General features: G+C 66.4%; 19 protein-coding genes. 12 read left to right on the top strand and 7 right to left on the bottom strand.

Annotated elements, in window-relative coordinates:
* Positions 1 to 110 precede the first annotated feature (110 nt).
* From N511_RS0119325 to cobC, 7 genes are read left to right on the top strand one after another with little or no spacing between them, the layout of a single operon-like run.
* Positions 111 to 2,000, top strand: a complete 1,890-nt coding sequence (locus tag N511_RS0119325) for a TonB-dependent receptor plug domain-containing protein (RefSeq protein ID WP_037027152.1) — start codon at positions 111 to 113, stop codon at positions 1,998 to 2,000.
* Entirely contained in the window at positions 1,997 to 3,016 is a 1,020-nt protein-coding gene (locus tag N511_RS0119330; protein WP_027680777.1) for a FecCD family ABC transporter permease, read from the top strand. Before N511_RS0119325 ends, N511_RS0119330 begins: the two co-directional genes overlap by 4 nt.
* On the top strand, positions 3,013 to 3,852 hold the full coding sequence (locus tag N511_RS0119335) for an ABC transporter ATP-binding protein (protein ID WP_027680778.1): 840 nt from the start codon (positions 3,013 to 3,015) through the stop codon (positions 3,850 to 3,852). Before N511_RS0119330 ends, N511_RS0119335 begins: the two co-directional genes overlap by 4 nt.
* Positions 3,842 to 4,462 (top strand): cob(I)yrinic acid a,c-diamide adenosyltransferase, encoded by a 621-nt coding sequence (gene cobO / locus N511_RS0119340; RefSeq protein ID WP_027680779.1) that lies wholly within the window; start codon positions 3,842 to 3,844, stop codon positions 4,460 to 4,462. The genes N511_RS0119335 and cobO overlap by 11 nt, the downstream gene beginning before the upstream one ends.
* Positions 4,462 to 5,526 (top strand): nicotinate-nucleotide--dimethylbenzimidazole phosphoribosyltransferase, encoded by a 1,065-nt coding sequence (gene cobT / locus N511_RS0119345; protein WP_037027154.1) that lies wholly within the window; start codon positions 4,462 to 4,464, stop codon positions 5,524 to 5,526. The genes cobO and cobT overlap by 1 nt, the downstream gene beginning before the upstream one ends.
* Positions 5,523 to 6,293, top strand: a complete 771-nt coding sequence (locus N511_RS0119350) for an adenosylcobinamide-GDP ribazoletransferase (protein ID WP_027680781.1) — start codon at positions 5,523 to 5,525, stop codon at positions 6,291 to 6,293. The genes cobT and N511_RS0119350 overlap by 4 nt, the downstream gene beginning before the upstream one ends.
* The gene (gene cobC, locus N511_RS0119355) at positions 6,278 to 6,865 is read left to right on the top strand and encodes an alpha-ribazole phosphatase (RefSeq protein WP_027680782.1); all 588 of its coding nucleotides are present in this window, start codon (positions 6,278 to 6,280) and stop codon (positions 6,863 to 6,865) included. Before N511_RS0119350 ends, cobC begins: the two co-directional genes overlap by 16 nt.
* Positions 6,866 to 6,877: 12 nt before the next feature.
* Here the strand turns inward: cobC and N511_RS0119360 are convergent, their stop codons facing one another.
* Genes N511_RS0119360 through cobU form a run of 4 tightly spaced genes read right to left on the bottom strand, consistent with a single transcriptional unit; the run spans position 6,878 to position 10,401 of the window.
* The gene (locus N511_RS0119360; RefSeq protein WP_027680783.1) at positions 6,878 to 7,834 is read right to left on the bottom strand and encodes a cobalamin-binding protein; all 957 of its coding nucleotides are present in this window, start codon (positions 7,832 to 7,834) and stop codon (positions 6,878 to 6,880) included.
* A gap of 10 nt (positions 7,835 to 7,844) precedes the next feature.
* Positions 7,845 to 8,852 carry a threonine-phosphate decarboxylase CobD gene (gene cobD / locus N511_RS0119365; protein ID WP_027680784.1) on the bottom strand — a complete coding sequence of 336 codons (1,008 nt, stop codon included), beginning with the start codon at positions 8,850 to 8,852 and terminating at the stop codon, positions 7,845 to 7,847.
* Positions 8,849 to 9,829: an adenosylcobinamide-phosphate synthase CbiB gene (gene cbiB / locus N511_RS0119370; protein ID WP_027680785.1), complete on the bottom strand. Its 981-nt coding sequence runs from the start codon at positions 9,827 to 9,829 to the stop codon at positions 8,849 to 8,851. Before cbiB ends, cobD begins: the two co-directional genes overlap by 4 nt.
* On the bottom strand, positions 9,826 to 10,401 hold the full coding sequence (gene cobU / locus N511_RS0119375; protein WP_027680786.1) for a bifunctional adenosylcobinamide kinase/adenosylcobinamide-phosphate guanylyltransferase: 576 nt from the start codon (positions 10,399 to 10,401) through the stop codon (positions 9,826 to 9,828). Before cobU ends, cbiB begins: the two co-directional genes overlap by 4 nt.
* A 61-nt stretch (positions 10,402 to 10,462) precedes the next feature.
* Here cobU and N511_RS0119380 point away from each other — a divergent pair, with 61 nt between their 5' ends.
* Positions 10,463 to 11,959: a cobyric acid synthase gene (locus N511_RS0119380; protein WP_027680787.1), complete on the top strand. Its 1,497-nt coding sequence runs from the start codon at positions 10,463 to 10,465 to the stop codon at positions 11,957 to 11,959.
* Positions 11,960 to 12,034: 75 nt separating this feature from the next.
* Entirely contained in the window at positions 12,035 to 12,700 is a 666-nt protein-coding gene (locus N511_RS0119385; protein WP_027680788.1) for a ParA family protein, read from the top strand.
* A 48-nt stretch (positions 12,701 to 12,748) separates the two neighbouring features.
* Here N511_RS0119385 and panC read toward each other — a convergent pair whose 3' ends face one another.
* The 3 genes from panC to N511_RS0119400 are packed head-to-tail and all read right to left on the bottom strand — an operon-like array spanning position 12,749 to position 14,749.
* Entirely contained in the window at positions 12,749 to 13,600 is an 852-nt protein-coding gene (panC, locus tag N511_RS0119390; protein WP_027680789.1) for a pantoate--beta-alanine ligase, read from the bottom strand.
* A 39-nt stretch (positions 13,601 to 13,639) separates the two neighbouring features.
* Positions 13,640 to 14,521 (bottom strand): segregation and condensation protein A, encoded by an 882-nt coding sequence (locus N511_RS0119395; RefSeq protein ID WP_027680790.1) that lies wholly within the window; start codon positions 14,519 to 14,521, stop codon positions 13,640 to 13,642.
* Between the two features lie 39 nt (positions 14,522 to 14,560).
* Positions 14,561 to 14,749, bottom strand: coding sequence for a DUF3460 family protein (locus N511_RS0119400; protein ID WP_012762570.1), 189 nt, complete (start codon positions 14,747 to 14,749; stop codon positions 14,561 to 14,563).
* A gap of 237 nt (positions 14,750 to 14,986) precedes the next feature.
* On the opposite strand from N511_RS0119400, the gene N511_RS0119405 reads away from it, so the two are divergent.
* The 3 genes from N511_RS0119405 to N511_RS0119415 all read left to right on the top strand — a co-directional run bounded on the left by N511_RS0119405 (position 14,987) and on the right by N511_RS0119415 (position 21,329).
* Positions 14,987 to 16,774, top strand: coding sequence for an autotransporter assembly complex protein TamA (locus tag N511_RS0119405; protein WP_027680791.1), 1,788 nt, complete (start codon positions 14,987 to 14,989; stop codon positions 16,772 to 16,774).
* 8 nt (positions 16,775 to 16,782) lie between these two features.
* Positions 16,783 to 20,691 (top strand): translocation/assembly module TamB domain-containing protein, encoded by a 3,909-nt coding sequence (locus N511_RS0119410; protein ID WP_442965444.1) that lies wholly within the window; start codon positions 16,783 to 16,785, stop codon positions 20,689 to 20,691.
* A 95-nt stretch (positions 20,692 to 20,786) separates the two neighbouring features.
* Positions 20,787 to 21,329 (top strand): hypothetical protein, encoded by a 543-nt coding sequence (locus tag N511_RS0119415; RefSeq protein WP_027680793.1) that lies wholly within the window; start codon positions 20,787 to 20,789, stop codon positions 21,327 to 21,329.
* Positions 21,330 to 21,457: the final 128 nt, after the last annotated feature.

The raw sequence follows: 21,457 nt of genomic DNA on the forward strand, positions 1-21,457 counted from the left end.
CTGGAGGGAACCGCATCGAGATCCTGCTGCCAGCGACCCGCGGGGGAACGGGTCCGGCTGACGCTTCTTGTCTTTTCAACATGAGCTTGACTACAAAGCGGCCACTCCGGATGCCCCGGACGGCCATGCGCGCGCTTGCCGGCGCACTCACGGGGGTCATGGCAGGTGCAGTTGCGCCGGCCTGGGCACAAAGCACTACACAGGTTGCCAGCACGCCCGTCGGCGAGCTGAATCCGACAGTGGTGACGGCCTCGCGCAGCGAGCAGCCCCTGTCGGACGCGCTGCCCCACACGACGGTCATCAGCCGCGCCGATATCGAGCGCTCGCAGGCGCCGGACGCGGTAACGCTGCTGCGCCGCGAGGCCGGTATCGAAATCGCGCAAAACGGGGGCCCCGGCACCAACGCCAGCCTGTTCATGCGCGGTGCCAGTTCCAATCAGACGCTGGTTCTGATTGACGGTGTGCGCGTGGCGTCCGGCACTTCGGGCGGCGCTCAGATCGGGCAATTGATGGCCGATCAGATCGATCACATCGAGGTGGTGCGCGGCAACGTGTCTGCGCTGTACGGCTCCGATGCGATCGGCGGCGTGGTGCAGATCTTCACGCGCAACGGTCGCGGCCACGGCCCGCTCGCCAATGCCGAGATCGAATACGGCGCCCGCAATACCAAGCGCGCGCAGGCCGGCATCAGCGGCTCGCTGGGCGAGAACGGCGATACGTCGTTTGCGGTGTCGGTGTCGGAATTCAAGACCAACGGCTTCTCGACGATGAACCCGTTGCAGGCGCCGAAAGCGAATCCGAACGACAATCCGTACACGAACAAGAGCGTGTCGGCGCAGTTGTCGCATCGTTTCTCCGCAGATTGGCAAGCGGGCCTGACGTACTTCCAGACCTGGGGCGATGTCAGCTACGACAACGCCTTCGGCAAGCGGACGGACAACAACGTTGCCCACAACGTGGTGCGTTCGATGTCGGCTTACGTGGACGGCAAGGTGACGCAGGACTGGAAGACGCGCGTGACGCTGTCGCAGGGTGACGACCGCAGCCTGAACTTCACGAACGGTGTTCTGCAGGTGCCGTCGCGTTTCAACACGCGCAATCAGACGGCGAGCTGGCAGAACGACTGGGCTTTCATGCCCAACCAGTTGCTGAAGGTTGGCCTGGAGCACCTGCAGACCAGCGTCGACAGCGATGCGTACAACGTGCCTACGCGCAACGTCGATTCCGCCTACATCGGCTACGAAGGCAAGTTCGGCCCGCATCAGCTGCAGTTGAACCTGCGCCGCGACCGCTACTCGGACTTCGGGGGCGCCAACAGCTATTACGCCGGCTACGGCTTCGCGTTCAACCCGCAATGGAAGGCGGTGGCGAGCGTGAGCAATGCCTTCCGCGCGCCGAGCTTCAACGAGCTTTACTACCCGTTCTTTGGCAGCCCGAACCTGCAGCCCGAGAAGGCGCGCTCGGTGGAAGCCGGCGTGGAGTACAGCAGCGCGATGGGCCTGGTGCGCGTGACGGCGTTCGAGACCGACTACAGCAACCTGATCACGAGCGCGTTCGATCCGGTGTCGGGCAACTACCTCGCCGCCAACGTGAACCGCGCACGTGTGAACGGCGTGGAAACCTCGTATCGGGGTTCGATCTATGGCGTGGACCTGCGGGCCAGCTTTACCATGCAGAACCCGCAGGACTTGTCGGCGAACCAGTTGCTGTCGCGCCGGGCACGGCACTTCGGCAGCGTCTCGGCGTACAAGACGTTCGGGCCGTTCTCGGCGGGCGTGGAGTGGAATGCAGCGGGTGACCGCCAGGATTCGACCAAGACGCTCGGCGGCTACGGCTTGCTGAACCTCGTCGGCCGCTACCAGATCACGCCTGACTGGGCAGTGTCGGCACGTGTTGAAAACGTGACGAACAAGAACTACCAGTTGATCTATCCGTACAACACGGCATCGCGTGGGGTGTTCTTCACGCTGTCGTGGCAACAGCACGAACCGAAGCGATGACAACTCCTGCACTGCCCGCACGTGGTTTTGCCTGGCGACTGTGGTCGCTGCTGGCACTCGCGTGCGTGGTGGTGCTGGTGGCGTCGTTGATGCTCGGCAGTGTGAGGTTGTCGCCCGCCGAGGTCTGGCGGGCCCTCTTTTTTGGCAATAGCGGTGGCGATAGCCTGGCTGCGGGCATCGTCACCGAATTGCGCCTGCCGCGTGCGGGCGCTGCGTTTGCTGCCGGCGGGCTGCTGGCCTTTGCCGGGGCGCTCATGCAGATGCTGCTGCGCAATCCGCTGGCCGATCCGTATGTGCTGGGCGTGTCCGGTGGCGGGGCAGTGGCGGCGCTCACGGCGATGTTGTTTTCGCTGCCGTGGTGGGCGGTGCAGACGAGCGCCGGCGCGGGCGCACTGCTGTCGATGGCGCTGGTGGCCGCGTTGGCGCGCCAGCACCTGTGGCGCGGCGAGCCCGGCGAGGCCAACGCGCGCCTGTTGCTCGGCGGCGTGGTGATGGCCTCCGGCTGGGTCGGCCTGATCACGCTCATCTTGACGGTCGCACCCGAGAACAAGCTGCGCGGCATGATTTTCTGGATGGTCGGCGACCTGGGTGGCGCCGATCGTTATGCGGGCGCGTTGCTGGCGCTCGTGGCCGCGGTGGCCGTCGTGTTGCCGCACGCGCGTGACCTGAACGTGCTGCTGACCGGTGAAACCCGCGCCCGCGCGCTGGGTGTGCCGGTGGCGCGTGTGCGCGCGTTGATCTACGTGGTGGCGTCGCTGTGTACGGCAGTGGCGGTCACGATTGCAGGCTCGGTCGCGTTTGTTGGCCTGCTGGTGCCGCACATGGTGCGCCTGGCATGGACGCGCGACGTGCGCATCCATTTGCCTGCTACGGCGATGGCCGGTGGTGGGCTGCTGATGCTGGCCGACCTGATCGCCCGTACGCTGATGGCCCCAACGCAACTGCCCGTGGGTGTGATTACCACCATGCTGGGCGTGCCCACCTTTCTGTACTTGCTGATGCGGAGCGCACGATGAGCTGGTGGCGCCGTCCAAGTCCCGCTCCGGATGCATTCGCGCAATTGGACGCAGCGCCCGAACTGGCGCTGCGCGATCTGCGAGTGGCGATCGATGGGCGTGTGCTGGTCGAGCGGTTGTCGATGACGGCCACCGCCGGGCAGCTCTGGTGCGTGATCGGCCCGAACGGCGCGGGCAAGTCGACATGGCTTTCGGTGCTGGCGGGCTTGCGTTTGCCGGACGGCGGCAGCGTCGCGCTCGACGGTGTGCCGCTTGCCCATTGGCCGGCACTGGCGATGGCCCGCCGTCGCGCGTTTCTGCCGCAGACCTTGCATGACACGTTCCCGATCACTGTGTACGACGCTGTGATGACCGGCCGCCACCCACACCTGGCGCGCTGGGAGTGGGAGGGCGACGCCGATGCCCGCGCCGTCGATGCGGCGGTGTCTGCGCTGCAGTTGCAGCCTCTGGCACAACGCGATGTGCGCACGCTTTCTGGTGGTGAACGTCAGCGCGTGGCGATGGCTGCCGTGGTGGCGCAGGAGGCGCGCGTGCTGCTGCTCGATGAACCTGTCGCCCACCTCGATTTGCATCAGCAGATCGCCGTGCTGCACCTGCTGCGCGAGGGCTGCCGCAAGCACGGCTGGCTGGTCGTGCTGACGGTGCATGACTTGAACCTTGCGCGCCGCTTCGCCACGCACGTCCTGTTGATGGACGGCGCGGGACACACCCACGCCGGCATCGCGGCCGATGTGCTCACTCCCGAGCACTGCGCGCGCGTGCTGCGCACCCCCATTGCCGAGGTGGCCGACGGCCGCCACACGGCCCTGATTGCTGATACCCCCGATGACGACTGAAGACAACAATGATGGCCTGAACGAGCGCCACCGCTCCCGCATGCAACGCAAGAAGGCGGTGGTGGATGCGAAGATCGCCGCCGCGACCGACGTGCGCGGTCTGCTGCTCGTCAACACCGGCAACGGCAAAGGCAAATCCAGCTCCGGCTTCGGCATGGTGATCCGCGCCATGGGCCACGACATGCAGGTCGGCGTGGTGCAATTCATCAAGGGCGCGATCCCGACGGGCGAAGAACGCTTCCTGCGCCGTTTTCCCGAACAATGCCGCTTTCACGTGATGGGCGAAGGCTACACATGGGAGACGCAGGACCGCACGCGCGACATTGAAAAAGCCCAGGCCGCATGGGCCTGCGCTCGTGAACTTCTGAGCGATCCGACCATCGGCCTGGTGCTGCTGGATGAACTGAACATCGCTCTGAAGTATCACTACCTTGACGTGCAGACGGTGCTGGCCGACTTGCGCGCGCGGCCGTCGGCGCAGCATGTGGTGATTACCGGCCGCGGCGCGCCGCCGGAGCTGATCGACGCTGCCGACACCGTGACCGACATGACGCTTGTCAAGCACGCGTTTTCCCAAGGCATCCAGGCGCAGCCGGGAGTCGAACTGTAATGAAACAAGCGATGCACATTCCGCCATTTGACGATGCGCTGCGCGCGCGCCTGCAGGCCGCCGTGGATAGCAAGACCAAGCCGCTCGGCGCGCTCGGCCGGCTTGAATCGCTCGCCGTGCAGATCGGCCTGATCCAAAACACCGACACACCGCAGCTGACGCGCCCCGCAATGGTCGTGTTTGCCGCGGACCACGGCATCGCCCACGCTGGCGTGAGCGCGTATCCGCAAGCGGTGACGGCCCAGATGGTGCTCAACTTCATCGCGGGCGGAGCGGCCGTCAACGTGTTCTGCCGCCAGCACGGGTTTGCGCTGGAAGTGGTGAACGCAGGCGTCGCCGCGCCGCTGTGGACGGCCGATACGCCGGGCCTGATCGATGCGCCTGTTGGCCCCGGTACGTGCAACTTTGCCACCGAGGGTGTTCAGCAAGCTGCCATGACCGCCGACGAGCGCGATCGCGCCATGGCACTCGGCGCGCAGCGCGTGGCACACCACGCGGCGCTCGGCACCAACGTGATCGCGCTGGGCGAAATGGGCATCGCCAACACGGCGTCTGCCGCCTGCCTGATGGCGCGCTTGTGCGATCTTCCGGTCGCGCAATGTGTTGGCCGCGGCACCGGGCTCGACGACGACGGCCTCGCCCACAAGCGCGCCGTGCTGGAAGCCGCGATGGCAAAGCACGTTGACGTCCGCGAGCCGCTGGACGTGCTTGCCTGCTTCGGCGGCTTCGAGGTCGCGGCGATGGTGGGGGCGATGCTGGAAGCGGCGCAGCGGCGCCTGGTCATCCTCGTCGACGGGTTTATTGCGACGGCCGCGGTGCTGGTGGCGGCCCGTGTGGCGCCCGACGTGCTGCGCTATTGCGTGTTCGGTCATGTATCGGACGAACGCGGGCATCGCGCGTTGCTGGAGGTGCTCGATGCGCGGCCATTGCTGTCGCTGTCGTTGCGGTTGGGCGAGGGCAGCGGTGCGGTGCTGGCGTATCCCCTGGTCGTGTCGGCGGTGGCGTTCCTGCGCGAGATGGCGACCTTCGCCAGCGCAGGCGTGAGCGAGCGCGCATCGCCATGAATGCCTGGCGCGAACATTGGCAGGCGCTGTGGACGGCGGTCGGGTATTTCACCCGCATCCCCGTGCCGGCGTCGGTCGGGTTCTCGCAAGCGGGGTTGAATCGCGCGGCGCGCTACTTTCCGTTGATCGGGTGGCTGGTGGGCGCCGTGGCAGCCGCGGTGTACTGGCTCGTGTCGCACACGGTGCCCGCGCCAGGTGTGGCGGTGGCCGTGTCGATGGTGGCGACGCTGTTGCTGACCGGCGCGTTTCACGAAGACGGTCTGGCCGATTGCGCCGACGGCTTTGGCGGCGGCTACACCCCTGAAGACCGGTTGCGCATCATGCACGACTCGCGCATCGGCGCGTTCGGGGCGATTGCCGTGTGCATGGCGCTGCTGCTGAAGTGGCAATTGCTGAGCGCGATGGCGCCGCATGGCATTGGCATCCTCGCGGCAATGGTGGCGGCGCACGCTGCCAGCCGCGCCGCAGCCGTCAGCTACCTGCTCACGCATGACTACGTGCGGGCGGAAGGCAAGGCCAAGCCGGTCGCGCAACGCATGCGATGGAGCGACGCACTGTGGGCCGGCGCGTTCGGTGTCGCGCCTCTGCTGTGGTTCGGGCCGATGTGCGCGGCGTTCATCGTCGTCGGCTTGATCGTTGCGCGCTGGCTGCTGGGCCGCTACTTCGTGCGCCGCATCGGTGGCATCACGGGCGATTGCCTGGGCATGGCGCAGCAGATTTTCGAGCTGCTGATTCTGTGGGGGGTGCTGGCATGGATGTCATCCTGATTCGCCACGCGCGGCCCGCCATGACGGCAGGTCTCTGCTATGGCCGCACCGATCTGGAGCTGGCCTCGCCGATGGACCCGGAGCCGTCGGCCATCGTCGAGAAACTCGCCGCGCACACTCCGCATCGTCTGCTGGCCAGCCCGTTGCAACGCAGCCGCCTGACGGCCGAAGCGATGGTGCAAGCGGCTCAACTCCCTGCGATCGAACTCGATGCGCAATTGATGGAACTCGATTTTGGTGCCTGGGAAGGCTGCCAATGGGATGACATCCCGCGCGCCGAAATCGACCGCTGGGCCCGCGATCTCTTGCACGGCAATCCGCATGGCGGAGAATCGGCGGCGGATCTGCTGGCCCGCGTGACGACGTGGGCGACGGCAATGACCGCAGCGATCGCGACGCCGGGCGCGTGCCTGTGGGCCGTCACGCATGCCGGCTGCATGCGTGCGCTGGCGGCGCATTGGTTGCAACGGCCGCTGGCCGAGACGCTGCAATGGCCGTTGCAATGGGGGGCAGCCTGCGGCTTTCGCGTGCTGCCCGACACGTTGCCGGTGCTGCTGTTCTGGAACCGCTGAGCGGCGCGAGGTTTAACGACCCGGCCCGCTGACGGCTTGTGAACCGAGGCGCCGCGTGCGGGCTTGCTCCAGGTCTTCGCACAACACGGTCGCGGCTTCCACAAGGCGCGGACCAAAGCGGTTGATCAGGTCACCGTTGATGCTGAAGAGGTTGCCGCGCTGCACGGCAAGCAATTGCGGCCAGCGCTTCCACACGTCGAGCGTATCGATCGGACGGCTGCCTTGCGTGGCGCCCATGCTGGCGGTCAGCAGCACTTCCGGGTTGGCCGCGATCACGGCCTCGGGCGAGACGGTCGGCACCAGCAAAGGCTCTCCCGCAAACACATTGCGGCCGCCGCACAGCGCCAGCATGTCAGAGAAGATGTGCTGGCCGTTGAGCGTCATGAGCGGTTGTTCCCAGACCTGATAGAACACCGAAACCGGCGGCCGGCTCGCGTAGCGCTGGCGCAGCGCATCGGCGCGTTGGCGAAATTGCTGCGCGGCGTCGTGCGCGCTCGCGCGGGTGTCGAGCAGCGTGCCGAGCGCTTCGATCGAGCGCGGAATATCGCTCATGCGATGCGGCTCGGAGAAGAACAGCGGAATGCCGAGCGCGCGCAGGCGGTCGATCTGTTTCTGCGCGTTGCCGTGGCGCCAGACCACCACCAGATCAGGCTTGAGCGCGGCGATGCGTTCCAGATCGAGCGAGCGGTTATCGCCCACGTGGGGAATGTCCCGCGCGGGCGGCGGGTAATCGCTGTAAGCCACGGTGCCGACGATGCGTGCGCCGCCGCCTGCCGCGAACAGCAACTCGGTCGCATGCGGCGCAAGGCTGACGATGCGTTGCGCAGGGCGCTGCAGCGTCACGGCAGCGCCGGTATCGTCCGTGACGGAAATGGCCGCACATGCCGGTGCGGAAGCGATCGTGAGCGCAATGGCGGACAGACCGCACACATACAGGCGACGGGCGAGGCGAGAGAGACGAGCGGGCATCGGGGGGAGGTCAAGCGGAGTGCGACAGCGATGCTAGCGCATCGGCAAGGCGTTGCCATCCGGTCTCGTCCGGGGGCAGGCCGAAGCGCAAGCCGCTGACGTGCGCATCGAACAGGCGCGTCCAGATGCCGAGGCGCGCCAGGCCTACGTGCAGCGCCTGGGCGTGCGCACCGGGTGCCCAGGCAAACAGCGGCGTTGCGACATTCGGCAGCCCGTGGCGATCAAGCAACGCCGAGAGCCGCGCGCCTGCCCCCTGCAGTTGCGCGCGTGTGGCAGCTTGCCAGGCGGTATCGGCCAGCGCCGACCGCACGACGGCACGCGCGGGACCGTTGACGGTCCAGTGTCCCAACGCCTCGCGCAGCGCGGTCAACAGCTCCGGTGCCGCCAGCGTGAAGCCGATGCGGGCCCCCGCGAGCCCGTAGAACTTGCCGATCGACCGCAGCACGACGAGCCCCGGCGTTCCTGCCAAAGGGGCCAACGTGGGGCCATTGTCGAACGCTTCGATAAACGCCTCGTCGACGATCAACGTCCCGCCGCGCGCATGCAGACGCATGTGCCAATCGCGCAGCGTTTCCGCGGGCAGCAGGCGTGCCGTGGGGTTGTTCGGATTGACGACCACCAGATGCCGCACATCCTTCGGCAGGTCGCCGAGGAAAGCGGATTCGGGCAGCGGCACGACGTCGTGGCCGGCGCGCGCAAAGGCGGGCGCGTATTCGCTGTAGCCGATCTGCGCGATGCCGGCTCGCCCTTGCGGCAGCAGGGTCGGAAGGGTGCGGATCGCCGCCTGCGAACCTGCAACCGCCAGCACGGCGCGCGGGTCGATCACGCCGTAGTGCGCGGCGGCCAGCGCTTCGAGGCCGTCGTCTTCGGGCAAGCGCAACCAGGCGTCGGGCGGGATCGGCGGAATGGGATAGCCGTGCGGATTGATGCCTGTGGACAAGTCCAGCCAGCCGCCCGCTGGCTCGCCGTGCCGCGCGCGTGCCGCAGCGAGATTGCCGCCATGCATGATGCCGCTCACGACAGACCCCACGCCAACGCTGCGATCAGGCCGAGCGCGCCGAGCCACAGCCACAACGTGTTCGACACGAGCGTCAATGCACGGGTGATATCGGCGGCTGTTGCCGGCTTGCCCGCGCCAAGCGACGGACGTGCTTCCTCCACGCCTCCGTAGCATGCGGCTCCGCCAAGCTGAACGCGCAGGCTGCCTGCGCCGGCCGCCATCACCGGGCCGGCGTTGGGGCTCGACCATTGGGGTGCCTGCGTGTGCCAGCAGCGCAGCGCATCAGTGGTGCTGCCAAGCAGCGCGTAGCTGACGGCCGTGAGTCGCGCGGGAATCCAGTTGAGCACGTCGTCGATGCGTGCGGCTGCCCACCCAAAGCCGGTAAAGCGCGCATTGCGGTAGCCCCACATTGCATCGAGCGTGTTGGCCAGCCGGTACAGCATCACGCCGGGCGCGCCGGCCACAACCAGCCAGAACAGCGGCGCGAAGACGGCATCGCTACCGTTCTCCAACGCCGATTCCACTGCGGCGCGCGCAATGGGCTCGTCGGCCGCTTGCGTGAGGTCACGCGAGACGATGCGCGAGGCGAGGGCGCGTGCGCGGGGCAGATCCGCATCGCGCAACGCAAGCGCGATCGGCGCGATGTGTTCATGCAGGCTGCGCGCGCCAATGGCGAAATAGAGGGCGATCGCATCAAGCGCGACCACCAGCCACGGCGACGCATTGCGCGCGATGACGACGAGCCATCCTGCCAGCAGCACGAAGGGCAACACGGTCGCCGCCCATGCAAGAAGGCCGATGATGCGCGACCAGCCGAGCGCAGCCGGCCTGCGGTTCATGCGACGCTCCATCGCAGTCGCGATGCGTCCGAAGCCGACCAGCGGATGCCAGCGCGGCACCTCACCGAACAGCCGATCGAGGAATACGCCTGCCAGCGCGGCCAGCGTCACGAGCGTCCACCCGAGATCGAACACGCCCCCCGACGATAAGCTCACGGTGCCGCGCCGAGTGCCGGCCCTTTCACCACCATCGGAATGCCGGCCACCAGCAGATGCACGTTGTCGGCCAGTGCGGCGAGGCGTTGGTTCAGCCGGCCCAGTTCGTCCACGTAGAACCGCGTGACGGCGCCCATCGGCACCACGCCCAGGCCGATTTCGTTGCTGACGAGGATGACCTCGCCGGGCAGCAGCGGCAGAGCGGTGAGCAGTGCGTCGATTTCGGTCGTCCAGGCTTCGGGCGGCGTGACGAGGCCTGTCTCGGGGTATTCGTGGTGCTCGGAGAAGAGCAGGTTGTTGAGCCACAGCGTCATGCAATCGACGAGCACGCAGCCACCGTGCTGCGCGTGCGTGTAGAGCGCTTCGGCCAGGTGCACGGGCTCTTCGACCAGCCCCCAGTTGGCGGGACGGCGCGCACGGTGCAGGGCCACGCGCAGTTGCATTTCCTCATCGCCCTCGCCGGCGGTGGCGACGTACGTGACGGGCCCCGCGCATTGCAGCGCGAGCTGTTCGGCGTGGTGGCTCTTGCCTGAGCGGGCACCCCCGAGAACGAGTGTGAGGCGGCGTGACATTCCCGCATTCTAGCGAGGGCGGAGCAGCTAGGCACGACAACGCCGATGCGATAATCCGCGCATGTCGAAAGCTCCATTTCCTGTGCCGCCGGACTCGCTTCGGGGCACGCTGATGATCCAGGGCACCACGTCCGACGCCGGCAAGAGCACGCTGGTCGCCGGCCTGTGCCGCGTCGCGCATCGTGCGGGTGTGCGCGTGGCGCCGTTCAAGCCGCAGAACATGGCGCTCAACAGCGCCGTCACCGCAGATGGCGGAGAGATCGGCCGCGCGCAGGCGTTGCAGGCGCAGGCGGCGGGGGTCGCCCCCACGGTCGACATGAACCCCGTCCTGCTCAAGCCCAACAGCGACACCGGCGCGCAGATCATCATCCACGGTCAGCCGCGCTGCGACCTCGACGCCCGTGCGTACCACGACTACAAACCCACCGCCATGGCCGCCGTGCTCGAATCGCACACGCGGCTGCGCGCGCGTTACGACCTCGTGCTGGTCGAGGGCGCGGGCAGCCCGGCGGAGATCAACCTGCGCGACCGGGACATCGCCAACATGGGCTTTGCCGAAGCCGTCGATTGCCCCGTCGTGCTTGTCGCCGACATCGACCGCGGAGGCGTGTTCGCGCACCTTGTCGGCACGCTCGCCTGCTTGTCGGACAGCGAACGCGCGCGCGTGACGGGCTTCATCATCAACCGGTTTCGCGGCGATATTTCATTGCTGACGCCGGGGCTCGACTGGTTGACCGCGCAGACGGGCAAGCCGGTGTTTGGCGTGCTGCCGTATCTGCATGGCCTGCACCTCGACGCAGAAGACGCGGTGCAGACGGCGCAGCGCGCAGCCTCGGCCGATGCGCTGCGCGTCGTCATTCCGGTGTTGCCGCGCGTGTCCAACCATACCGATTTCGATGCGCTGCGCGCGCATCCGCAGGTGGACGTTCAACTGGTCGGCCCTGGCCAGCCGATTCCGCCCGCCGACCTCATCATCCTGCCCGGCAGCAAGAGCGTGCAGGCCGATCTGGCCTGGCTGCGCAGCAACGGTTGGGAAGCGGCCATCGCGCGGCATCTGCGCTACGGCGGCAAGTTGATCGGTATCTGCGGCGGCATGCAGATGCTGGGGCGGCGCTTGCATGATCCGCAGGGGCTGGAAGGTGCGGCAGGCAGTGTCGATGGCCTCGGTTATCTCGATTTCGAGACCACGCTGGAGGCCGCCAAGCAGTTGCGCCAGGTGCGCGGCACGCTGGCGGAAAGCGGTGCGGCCATCGCCGGCTACGAAATCCACATGGGTGTGACCGATGGCCCTGCGCTGACATGCCCCGCCGTGCTGCTCGATGATGACCGGGCAGATGGCGCGATTTCCGCCGACGGGCAAATCTTCGCGACGTATCTGCACGGCTTGTTCGACACGCACGAGGCCTGCCGCGCGTTGCTTGCCTGGGCCGGCGTGCGTGACGCGCAGGCGCAGGACTACGCCGCGTTGCGTGAGGCATCGCTCGAACGTCTGGCCGACACGTGCGAGACGCATCTGGATCTCGCCGCGCTCTTCCGAACGCTGCCACGTGCAGGCTGAGCCATAATTGCCGGATGGGCAGATTCGCCGGGTGATCGACTCGGCACATGATTCAACGAGCGCAAGGAGGCAGGCATGCCGGTGGCCGTTGTAGCGAATCCGAAGGGCGGGGTGGGCAAAAGCACGCTGGCCACCAATCTGGCCGGCTACTTTGCCGCGCAGAATCACGCCGTGATGCTGGGCGACACCGACCGCCAGCAGTCCTCACGCGAGTGGCTGGCCCTGCGTCCGGAAACCGCCAAGCCCATCCGCACCTGGGAAATCAACGCCGACCACATCGCCAAGCCGCCCAAGGGGACGACGCACGTGGTGCTCGACACGCCGGCGGGCCTTCATGGCTGGCGGCTGGGGGATCTCGTCAAGATGTCCGGCTACGTGATCGTGCCGCTGCAGCCTTCCATGTTCGACATCCTCGCCACGCAGGCCTTCCTGCGCAAACTGGCCGATGAAAAACCCGTGCGTCATGGCGAGGTCAAGCTGGGCGTGGTCGGCATGCGCGTGGATATGCGTACGCGCGCGGCCGAACAGCTTCAACGTTTCGTGCAGGGACTGGACGTGCCCATCCTCGGTTATCTGCGCGATACCCAGAACTACGTGCAACTCGTCGCGCATGGCCTGACGCTGTGGGACGTGGCACCGTCGCGCGTGGCGAAGGATGTGGAGCAGTGGAGCGGCATTCTCGAGTGGCTGGGAGAATCGCCCCCGCAGACCAGCGTTGCCGATACGTCGGCGGCGGCATGAAAAAAGCCCGGCACTGCCGGGCTTTTTCGTGGACCAAGGCGCCGTCGCTCAGATTTCGAGATTATCGATCAAGCGCGTCTTGCCGAGTTTGGCAGCCGTGAGCACGACCAGCGGTTCGCCGGCAGCGATGTTCTCGGGCGTCGGTTTCTGCAGGTCGGAGCGGCGGCGCACGGCCACGTAGTCGGGCTGCCAGCCGCGGCCCCGCAGGTATTCCATGGCCTTGGCCGTCACCTCTTCGTGCGACGCCTGGCCTTGCAGCACGGTTTCCAGCACGTCCTGACGGACCTGGTGGAGCGTGCGATACAGCTCGGGCGCTTCGGCGCGCTCTTCGTTGGTCAGGTAGACATTGCGCGACGACAGCGCGAGGCCGTCATCCGCGCGCACCGTTTCGGCGGGAACAATATCGACCGGCAACGCAAACTGATGCGCCATGCGGCGCACGATCATCAGCTGCTGGTAATCCTTCTTGCCGAACACGGCCACGCGCGGCTGCACGCAGCAGAACAGCTTCATCACGACCGTGCACACGCCCTTGAAGAAGCCCGGGCGGAATTCGCCTTCGAGCGTGTCGCCCAGGTCGTGCGGCGGGTCGACGCGGTATTCCTGCGGCTCGGGGTACATGTCGCGCTCGGTGGGCGCAAACAGCACGTATACGCCTTCCTTCTGGAGTTTTTCGATGTCGTCCTGCAGCGTGCGCGGGTATTTGTCGAAATCTTCGTTCGGGCCGAACTGCAGGCGGTTCACAAAAATGGACGCCACCACCGGATCGCCATGCTGGCGCGCCAGGCGCATCAGGCTCAGGTGGCCCTCATGCAGGTTGCCCATGGTCGGCACGAAGGCGACGCGGTTCTGGCCGCGCAGCTGGTCGCGCAGTTCCTGGATCGACGAGATGACTTTCATAGTTGTTGTATGACCTGGCGCTGAGTCAGGTCGGACGAATTACGTCGGTGAATAGGCGAGACGCACGTAAATGGGCGCGTACGGTTCGGCCTGCGTGATTTCGAGCAGGGATTCGCGCGAAAGCTCGAGCATGGCGACAAAGTTGACGACCACGATGGGCGCACCCTTGCCGGACTGGATCGCTTCTTCGAACAGCTCGGTGAACTCCATGAACCGCGCGTGCTGCAGCCGGCGCAGGATCTGGCTCATGTGCTCGCGCACGGACAGCTCTTCGCGCGAGATCTTGTGGTGCTGTGTGAGCTTGGCCCGGCGCAGCACGTCGGCCCAGGCGGCACGCAGGTCGTCGGAATTGACGTCGGGGTAGCGCGGCGCGAGGCTTTGCTCGATGTAGACCTGCGCACGCAGGAAGTCGCGGCCCAGTTGCGGAACGGTGTCGAGCTTCTGCGCGGCAAGCTTCATCTGCTCGTATTCGAGCAGGCGGCGGACCAGTTCGGCGCGCGGGTCTTCGGGCTCGACGCCTTCGTCGGTCTTCTTGACCGGCAGCAGCATGCGCGACTTGATCTCGATGAGCATGGCTGCCATGAGCAGGTATTCGGCGGCCAGCTCAAGGTTGGTCGCGCGAATCTGCTCGATATACGCCAGGTACTGCCGCGTGACCTGCGCCAGCGGAATGTCCAGCACGTTGAAGTTCTGGCGCCGGATCAGGTACAGCAGCAAGTCCAGCGGCCCTTCAAACGCTTCAAGGAAGACCTCAAGCGCATCGGGCGGGATGTAGAGATCCTGTGGGAGCTTGAACAGCGGCTCCCCGTAGAGCCGTGCAAAGGCGAGGCCGTCGACCTGCGCGGGCGTGGAGTCCTGATCGGGCGCCACGCTGGGCAGCTCGACGGGCAGTGGCAGCTTGTCCTGCGCGGAAGTGGTCATGCGGCGGCGCGCCTGGCGGGCTGAAGGCCGGTCGGCCGATCAGTCCAGCGAATAGACGTACGGCTTTTGCGCCACGCGCGCGGCCTTGGCGCGTGCCCGCTCTTCCAGGTCGATCGGGTCCTTGTCCCACAGCAGGGAGCGACCTTGGCGCTGTTGGGCTTCCAGGTCGGGCTTCTGGGTCTTGAGTTCTTCCAGGAACTGGGTGATCTCGGACTTGTACAGGGCCATGGCGGTATGTGATGTTGGATGAACTTGCCCGCACGGAAGGCACCCCGGCGGAAAACCGGCGCATTTTACCGTATTGGCCGTCGCTCCGGCCCTTGGCACGGCGCGTGCGGAACGCCTCCGGCCGATCCGGAAGGCAGTATTCGTTGCATTTGCCCGGGCACCCGTGCGGGTCGGTATGGTCAAATACGCCTTTCCTTCGACTCAGCCGGCCCGTGGGGCGGCGCCACGCTTGCCACGATGACCGGCTCCAATCGACCATCGCGACCGTCACGACCACCACGCTTTCGCCTTTATGGTTTGCCCGCCCTGATGCTGGCGGCCGGCTGTGCCGTGTCCTTGGCCTGCGCGCCGGCGCACGCGGAATACGACGTCAAGATCGACGCGCCGAAGTCCATCCGCGACTTGCTGGAGCGCCACCTGGATCTGTCGCGCTACAAAGACCGCAAGGACATTACCGACGACCAACTGCAGTACATGGTCGAGACCATTGGCGACCAGGTCACCAAGCTGACGGCCACGGAAGGCTATTTCGTACCGAAGGCGACCGCGAAGCTGGACGGCCCGCCGGACCACCGCGTGGTCAACGTGAAGGTCGAGCCGGGGCCGCGTACCACCATCGACAATGTGGCGCTCGACTTTACCGGCGCCATCACGCAAGACGCCAAGCGCATCGACGAGTTGAAAAAATCGTGGAGCCTGCAGCACGGCATGGCGTTCCGCCAAGCGGGCTGGGACAAGGCCAAGGACGACAGTCTGGCCGCCCTGCAGAGCAAACGTTATTACGCGGCCAAGCAGACGTCGTCGCAGGCGCGTGTCGATCCGGACGAAAGCAAGGCGGACCTGTCGGTGGGCTATGACAGCGGTCCGGCCTACACGCTGGGGCCGCTGGATGTGCAGGGCTTGTCGCGCTACCCGATCAGCATCATCAATCACGTGAACCCGCTGCGCGTGGGCGAGGACTACTCCGCTGATCGCCTGCAAGCGCTGCAAGCTGCTATCCAGGGACAGCCGTATTTTTCCAATGCGATCGTCGACCTGGGTGACGACCCGAAGAACCCGGTCAACGCGCCGGTGCGGGTGCGTGTGCGGGAGTACCCGCCCAACCGCATCACCAGCGGTGTGGGTTACGGCACGGACACGGGCGCCTCGCTGGAAGGGCGCTATCAATATCTGAACCTGTTCAGCAAGGCGTGGGTGCTCGACACGCAGGCCCGCATCGAACAGCGCCGCCAGTACCTGTTTGCCGGCGTGACGGTGCCGCCTGACGACAAGCAATACGTCAATAGCCTCTACACGAGCATGGACCGCACCGACACGTCGGGCACCGAGACGCGCAGCTATCGTTCGGGCTTCAAGCAGACGCGTGTGCGCGGCATCTATGAAACCTCGTTCACCGTTGATTTCTACTACGACGACCTGCGGCCCGACGGCGCCGAGCGCCAGTTGAGCAAGGCGCTCGTCCCCGGTTTCGCCTGGACGCGCCGCGATGTGGACGACCCGCTGTTCCCGCGCCGCGGCAACATCATCACCACGCAGATTGGCGCGGCAGTGAAGGGCGTGCTGACGGACCAATCGTTCGTTCGGTCGTATAGCCGCATCCGCCAGTTCGTGCCGGTGGGGCAGCGCGACATTTTCGTAGCCCGCGGCGAGCTGGGCGCGGTCATCACCTCCGGTTCCGGCGATGGCGTGCCCGCCACGCTGCGCTTTCGCACGGGCGGTACGCAGTCGGTGCGCGGCTACGATTTCCAGAGCATCGGTAACGACGTCAACGGCAGCACACTGCCGACCAAGTTCCTTGTCACTGGCGGGCTGGAGTATCAACGCTGGTTCCTGCCGCAATGGGGCGCCGCCGTGTTCTGGGATACCGGCACGGCCACCGACAACTGGTCGGAGCGCCGCTGGTTCAACGGTGTGGGTGTCGGTGTGCGCTGGAAAAGCCCGGTCGGGCCGATCCAGCTCGACATGGCCTATGGCATCCAGCAGAAGCAGTTCCGGCCGAGCGTGTCGCTGGGCATCGCGTTCTGAACATGACGATGACCGATCCGCAAACACCTGAACCGAAGCAACCCGAAGCCCCTCGCTCTGCGCGTACCAAGCGTGGCTGGGGCCACCGCACCCTGCGCTGGCTCGGCGGTTTGATCGCACTCGTCCTGGTAATCGTGCTGGCGCTGGCCGGCTGGCTGCTTTGGGCCATCCATTCGCAATCGGGCACGGCGCAGTTGTGGTCGCTCGCCACGCGCTTCGGCAACGCCTATGTGTCGGGCAAGCTGGAGGGCGGCACCGTGAGCGAGGGCCTCTCCCTGCGAGATCTGCACGTCCGCGCTGGCAGCACCGAAGTGCGCATCGACCATGTGGAAGGCCGCTGGGCTCTCACGCGCGGTCCGTGGCATGCGCACTTCGCGTATCTGCGGGCCGGCAATGTCGACGTGATCCTGCATCCGACGCCGCCGACACCGCCGAGTGGTCCGCCCAATTCGCTGGTGCTGCCGCTGGCCCTGGATGTGGACCGCCTTGCCGTCGATCGCCTCGCCATCCGGCAAGGCACGTCGACCACCGAACTGAAGTCGATTGCCGGCAGCCTGCACACCGACGGCACGCATCACAACGTGCTGCTCGACGGCATGGAGACGCCCGCCGGCAAGCTGGCCGCCACGCTGCGCATGACCGGCACTCGGCCGTATCCGCTCACCGGCGCGGCAACACTCGCGACGCAGTTCGAGGTGAACGGGCAGAAGCAGGATGCGGCGGTGTCGGCGCAGCTGTCAGGCTCGCTGGAGGCGCTGCATATCGACGCGACCGGCACCGGCGCCAAGCTGACCGCGCAGGCGCTGATCGACGCCACGCCGTTTGGCGCGTTGCCCTTGTCGCGCGCTGTGGTGTCGGCGGAACACGTGAATCCGCGGGCGTTTGCGCCGGGCGCGCCGGAAGCATCGCTGTCGATCCACGCAGATCTGCGCCCCGACGAGCAGGCCAAGACGCTGACGGTGGCCGGCCCTATTCAGATCGACAACGCGCAGCCCGGCACGCTGGACAAGCAGAAGCTGCCGCTGCAATCGCTGCGCGCACAGGTGCGGCTGAACGAAAACGATCAGCAACTCACCGGTCTCGATGTGCGGCTGCTGGGCGGCGCGGTGCTCACGGGCGGCGCCGATGTGCAGAAGGGGCATGGCGCACTGCGCGTGGATGTGCGCCAGCTTGATCTGCAGGCGCTTCATGCGTCGTTGGAGAAAACGAAACTCGCTGGCCCCATTACCGTCGATTTTGCGGGCGGCACGCAGCATGTGGCGCTCGACCTGGCGGGCGGCGACATGCGTGCGCAAGCGAAAGCCGTGCTCGATGCCGCGCAGGTCGCGGTGGAAAGCGCCCAGGTGTCGCTGGGGCGCTCGCGGTTGACGCTGGCGGGCACGCTCAAGCACGACGACGCGCAGTCGTTTGCCTTCAAGGGCAATCTGGCGGAGTTCGATCCGTCGCGGCTGGCCAAGGTGGCCAAGGGCCGCATCAACGCCGAGTTCGATGCGCGCGGCACGCTGGGTGAGCCGATCGACGCCGCCGTCAAATTTGCCGTGCGCGATAGCGATTACGCCGGCTTGCCGATGACCGGCGACGGCAATGTCCACCTGCGCGGTGAACGCCTGCTGCCCAGCGACGCCAGGCTCGACGTGGCCGGCAACAAGGCCAGTCTGCGGGGCAGCTTTGGCGCGGCGGGCGACCGCATGCATGTTGAAATCGATGCGCCGCAGCTCGCACGCTTTCAGCTTGGCGTGAGCGGGGCGGTCACCTTGTCCGGCGATGTCTCCGGCACGATCAAGCGCCCGCAGGTGGATGCCACATTCCGGGCGAGCCAGCTCGCCTATGAGGGAAACAAGATCGATACCGCCAACGGCCGTGCGCAGATCCGCGACGGCATCGACGGGCCATTGCTGTTCGAACTGACCGCGCAACGCGTGACGGGCCCGAGCCTGTCGTTGCGAGAAGTGCATGCCACGCTGGACGGCACGCGACGTGCCCACCGCTTCCGCGCCGATGCCGACGGCAACGTCCGCAACCAGCCGTTCAAGTTTGCGCTGGCTGGCGACGGTGCGCTGACGCCGGGCAAGGATGGCGACGGGTGGGACGGCACGATTTCCACGCTCTCGGCGCAGGGCGCGCCCAACCTGCAACTCACGGCGCCAGTGAAGCTCTCGGTGGCGCCCGGTCGCCTGATGATGGGCCGTGCAGACCTGACGCTGGATCAGACGCCCATCCATATCGAGCGAGTCGAATCCGCCCAAGGCCACGTGCGCAGCGCCGGCCGCGTCGACGGCTTGCAGATCGCGCGGGTGCTGGAGCTGGTGCGCACCTGGACGGGCCAGGCTCCGCCGGTGCGCACGGATCTCGTCGTCGACGGCCAATGGGATCTGGACCTCGGCAGCGCGGCCACCGGCACGGCGCGCGTCACCCGGCGCAGCGGCGATCTATCAATCAACGCGGGCCGGGGCTTCACGCCGCTGGGCCTGACCGAAGCGACCGTGGAGGCGCGCGGCGAGGGCATGCGCCTCGGGCTGCGCGGCACCGTGCAGTCGACGCGCGTGGGTAACCTTTACCTCGATGCGGGTGTCGGGCTCGTGCGTGACCCAGGCCCGGGCACCTTGGCGCTCATGGCGCCCACGTCGCCGCTCTCAGGCGGCTTGACGATCAACCTGCCGCATCTCAAGAGCATCGGTGATCTGCTCGGGCCGGACGTCGCGACGGACGGGCAGCTTGCGGCCAGCCTGACATTTGCGGGCACGGTGGGGGCGCCCAAGGTGAGCGGCTTCCTGACCGGCCAGGACGTCGAGGTGGCGCTGTACGACCAGGGCATCCGCCTGACCAAGGGCGTCGTGCGTGTGGCGCTCGATCAGAACGTGGTTGACCTGCAAGAGGTGGTGTTCCACGGCGGCGACGGCACCGTGCGCGCGCAGGGCCGCGTGCAGCTCGGCGAGGCCAATCCGAACCTCGCGGGCTCCATCGTTGCCGACAAGCTGCAGCTCTTTGCCGATCCGGACCGCACGCTGGTGCTGTCGGGTCAGGCGCGCATTGCCAACGACAATGACCGCGTGGCCATCACCGGCAAGTTCAAGGTCGACCGCGGCCTGTTCGATCTGCCGAAGGACGGCGCGCCTTCGTTGGGCGACGACGTGGTGATCGTCCGCCGCGCCGATGCCGCCCGCAACCAGGCTGAGCGCGGCGTCAAACGTGAAGAGAAGCCGGCCGGCCGCTTCAGCCCGGTGGTGGATGTGGACGTCGATTTTGGCGACAACTTCCGCTTCAAGGGCGCGGGCGCAGACCTGTCACTCGGCGGCCAGATGCACGTGCACAGCGAGCCGCTCGTGCCGCTGCGCGGCACCGGCACGATCTACGTGCGTCAGGGCAGCACGTACGAAGCATTCGGCCGCAAGCTCGCCATCGAGCAGGGCGTGCTGAACTTCGTCGGGCCGATCAACAATCCGTCGTTCAACATCACGGCCATGCGGCGTAACCAGGAAGTCGAAGCGGGTGTACAGGTGACCGGCACGGTGCGCCAGCCACGCGTCAAGCTCGTCTCCGAGCCGAACGTGCCCGATGAAGACAAGCTTTCGTGGCTGATGTTCGGCTACAGCGCATCGAACGCCGGCCTGGGCCAGCAGCAAGCGATGTCCGGCGCGGCGCTCGGCCTGCTGGGCAACGTGGCAGGCAAGAATGTGGCCCGGCGCTTCGGGCTCGATGAGTTCTCGATCGGGCCTTCTACCGCCGGCTTGACCGACCCGCAGGTGGTGAGCCTGGGCAAGGCGATTTCGGAGCGCATCACCGTCGGCTATGAGCAGAGCCTGTCGACCGCGGACTCCATCGTCAAACTGACGTGGCAATTCTCGCGGCGGTGGTCGGTGGTGGCACGCGGCGGCACGATCAACGGTGCATCGGTCCTGTTCAACAAGCGTTGGTAATCGGATAGCCCGGCTGCCAGAATGGCGACGGGTACAAGTTTCGAACGAGGAGTTCCATGTCGCATCTTCGTCAACTCGCACAAGTGGGAGTCACCATGGGCATTCTGGCTTCATTGCTGGGGTTGTTCGGCTGTGATCAGCAGAAGGTCGACCAGGCAGTGGATCGCGTGGGCGATGCCGCCAAGCGGGCGTGGCAATCGGCCAAGCCGGACAACCTGCTGTTCAAAGGCATCGTGGCCGGGCAATCCACCGAGGACGATGTCAGGGCCACCGCCGGCCAGCCCGAGACGATCTGGGAGAACGAAGGCGGCACGCGGCAACTGGAGTATCCGCGCGGCCCGGAAGGGACTTCAACGTGGATGGTGACGATCGGGCCTGACGGGCACGTGCAGAAGATCGAGCAGGTGTTGACCGCCGAGAATTTTGGGCGCGTGCGGGTGGGGCAGAGCAAGGATGACATTCGCCGGATGCTGGGCAAGCCGGGGAAGGTGGAGGTGTTTAAGCTGAAGCAGGAAGAGGTTTGGGGGTATCGGTGGATGGAAAGCGCGACTGAACGGGCTTTCTTCAATGTGCACTTTGGGGTGGATGGGCGTGTTACGACGACTTCGCGGAGTGATGATCGGTTGAATGGGGGGTAGGGTTTTTGTTTTTTGGGTTTTTGGCTCTGGTCTTTTTTTGTGGTGCATCCCTTGTTTCATCCCCTGCCGGGGCTGACTCACTTTCTTTGGTCTTGCCCAAAGAAAGTAAGCAAAGAAATGCGCGCCCG

Source organism: Ralstonia sp. UNC404CL21Col, from assembly GCF_000620465.1.
In the GTDB taxonomy this organism is placed as follows: Bacteria; Pseudomonadota; Gammaproteobacteria; order Burkholderiales; family Burkholderiaceae; genus Ralstonia; species Ralstonia flatus.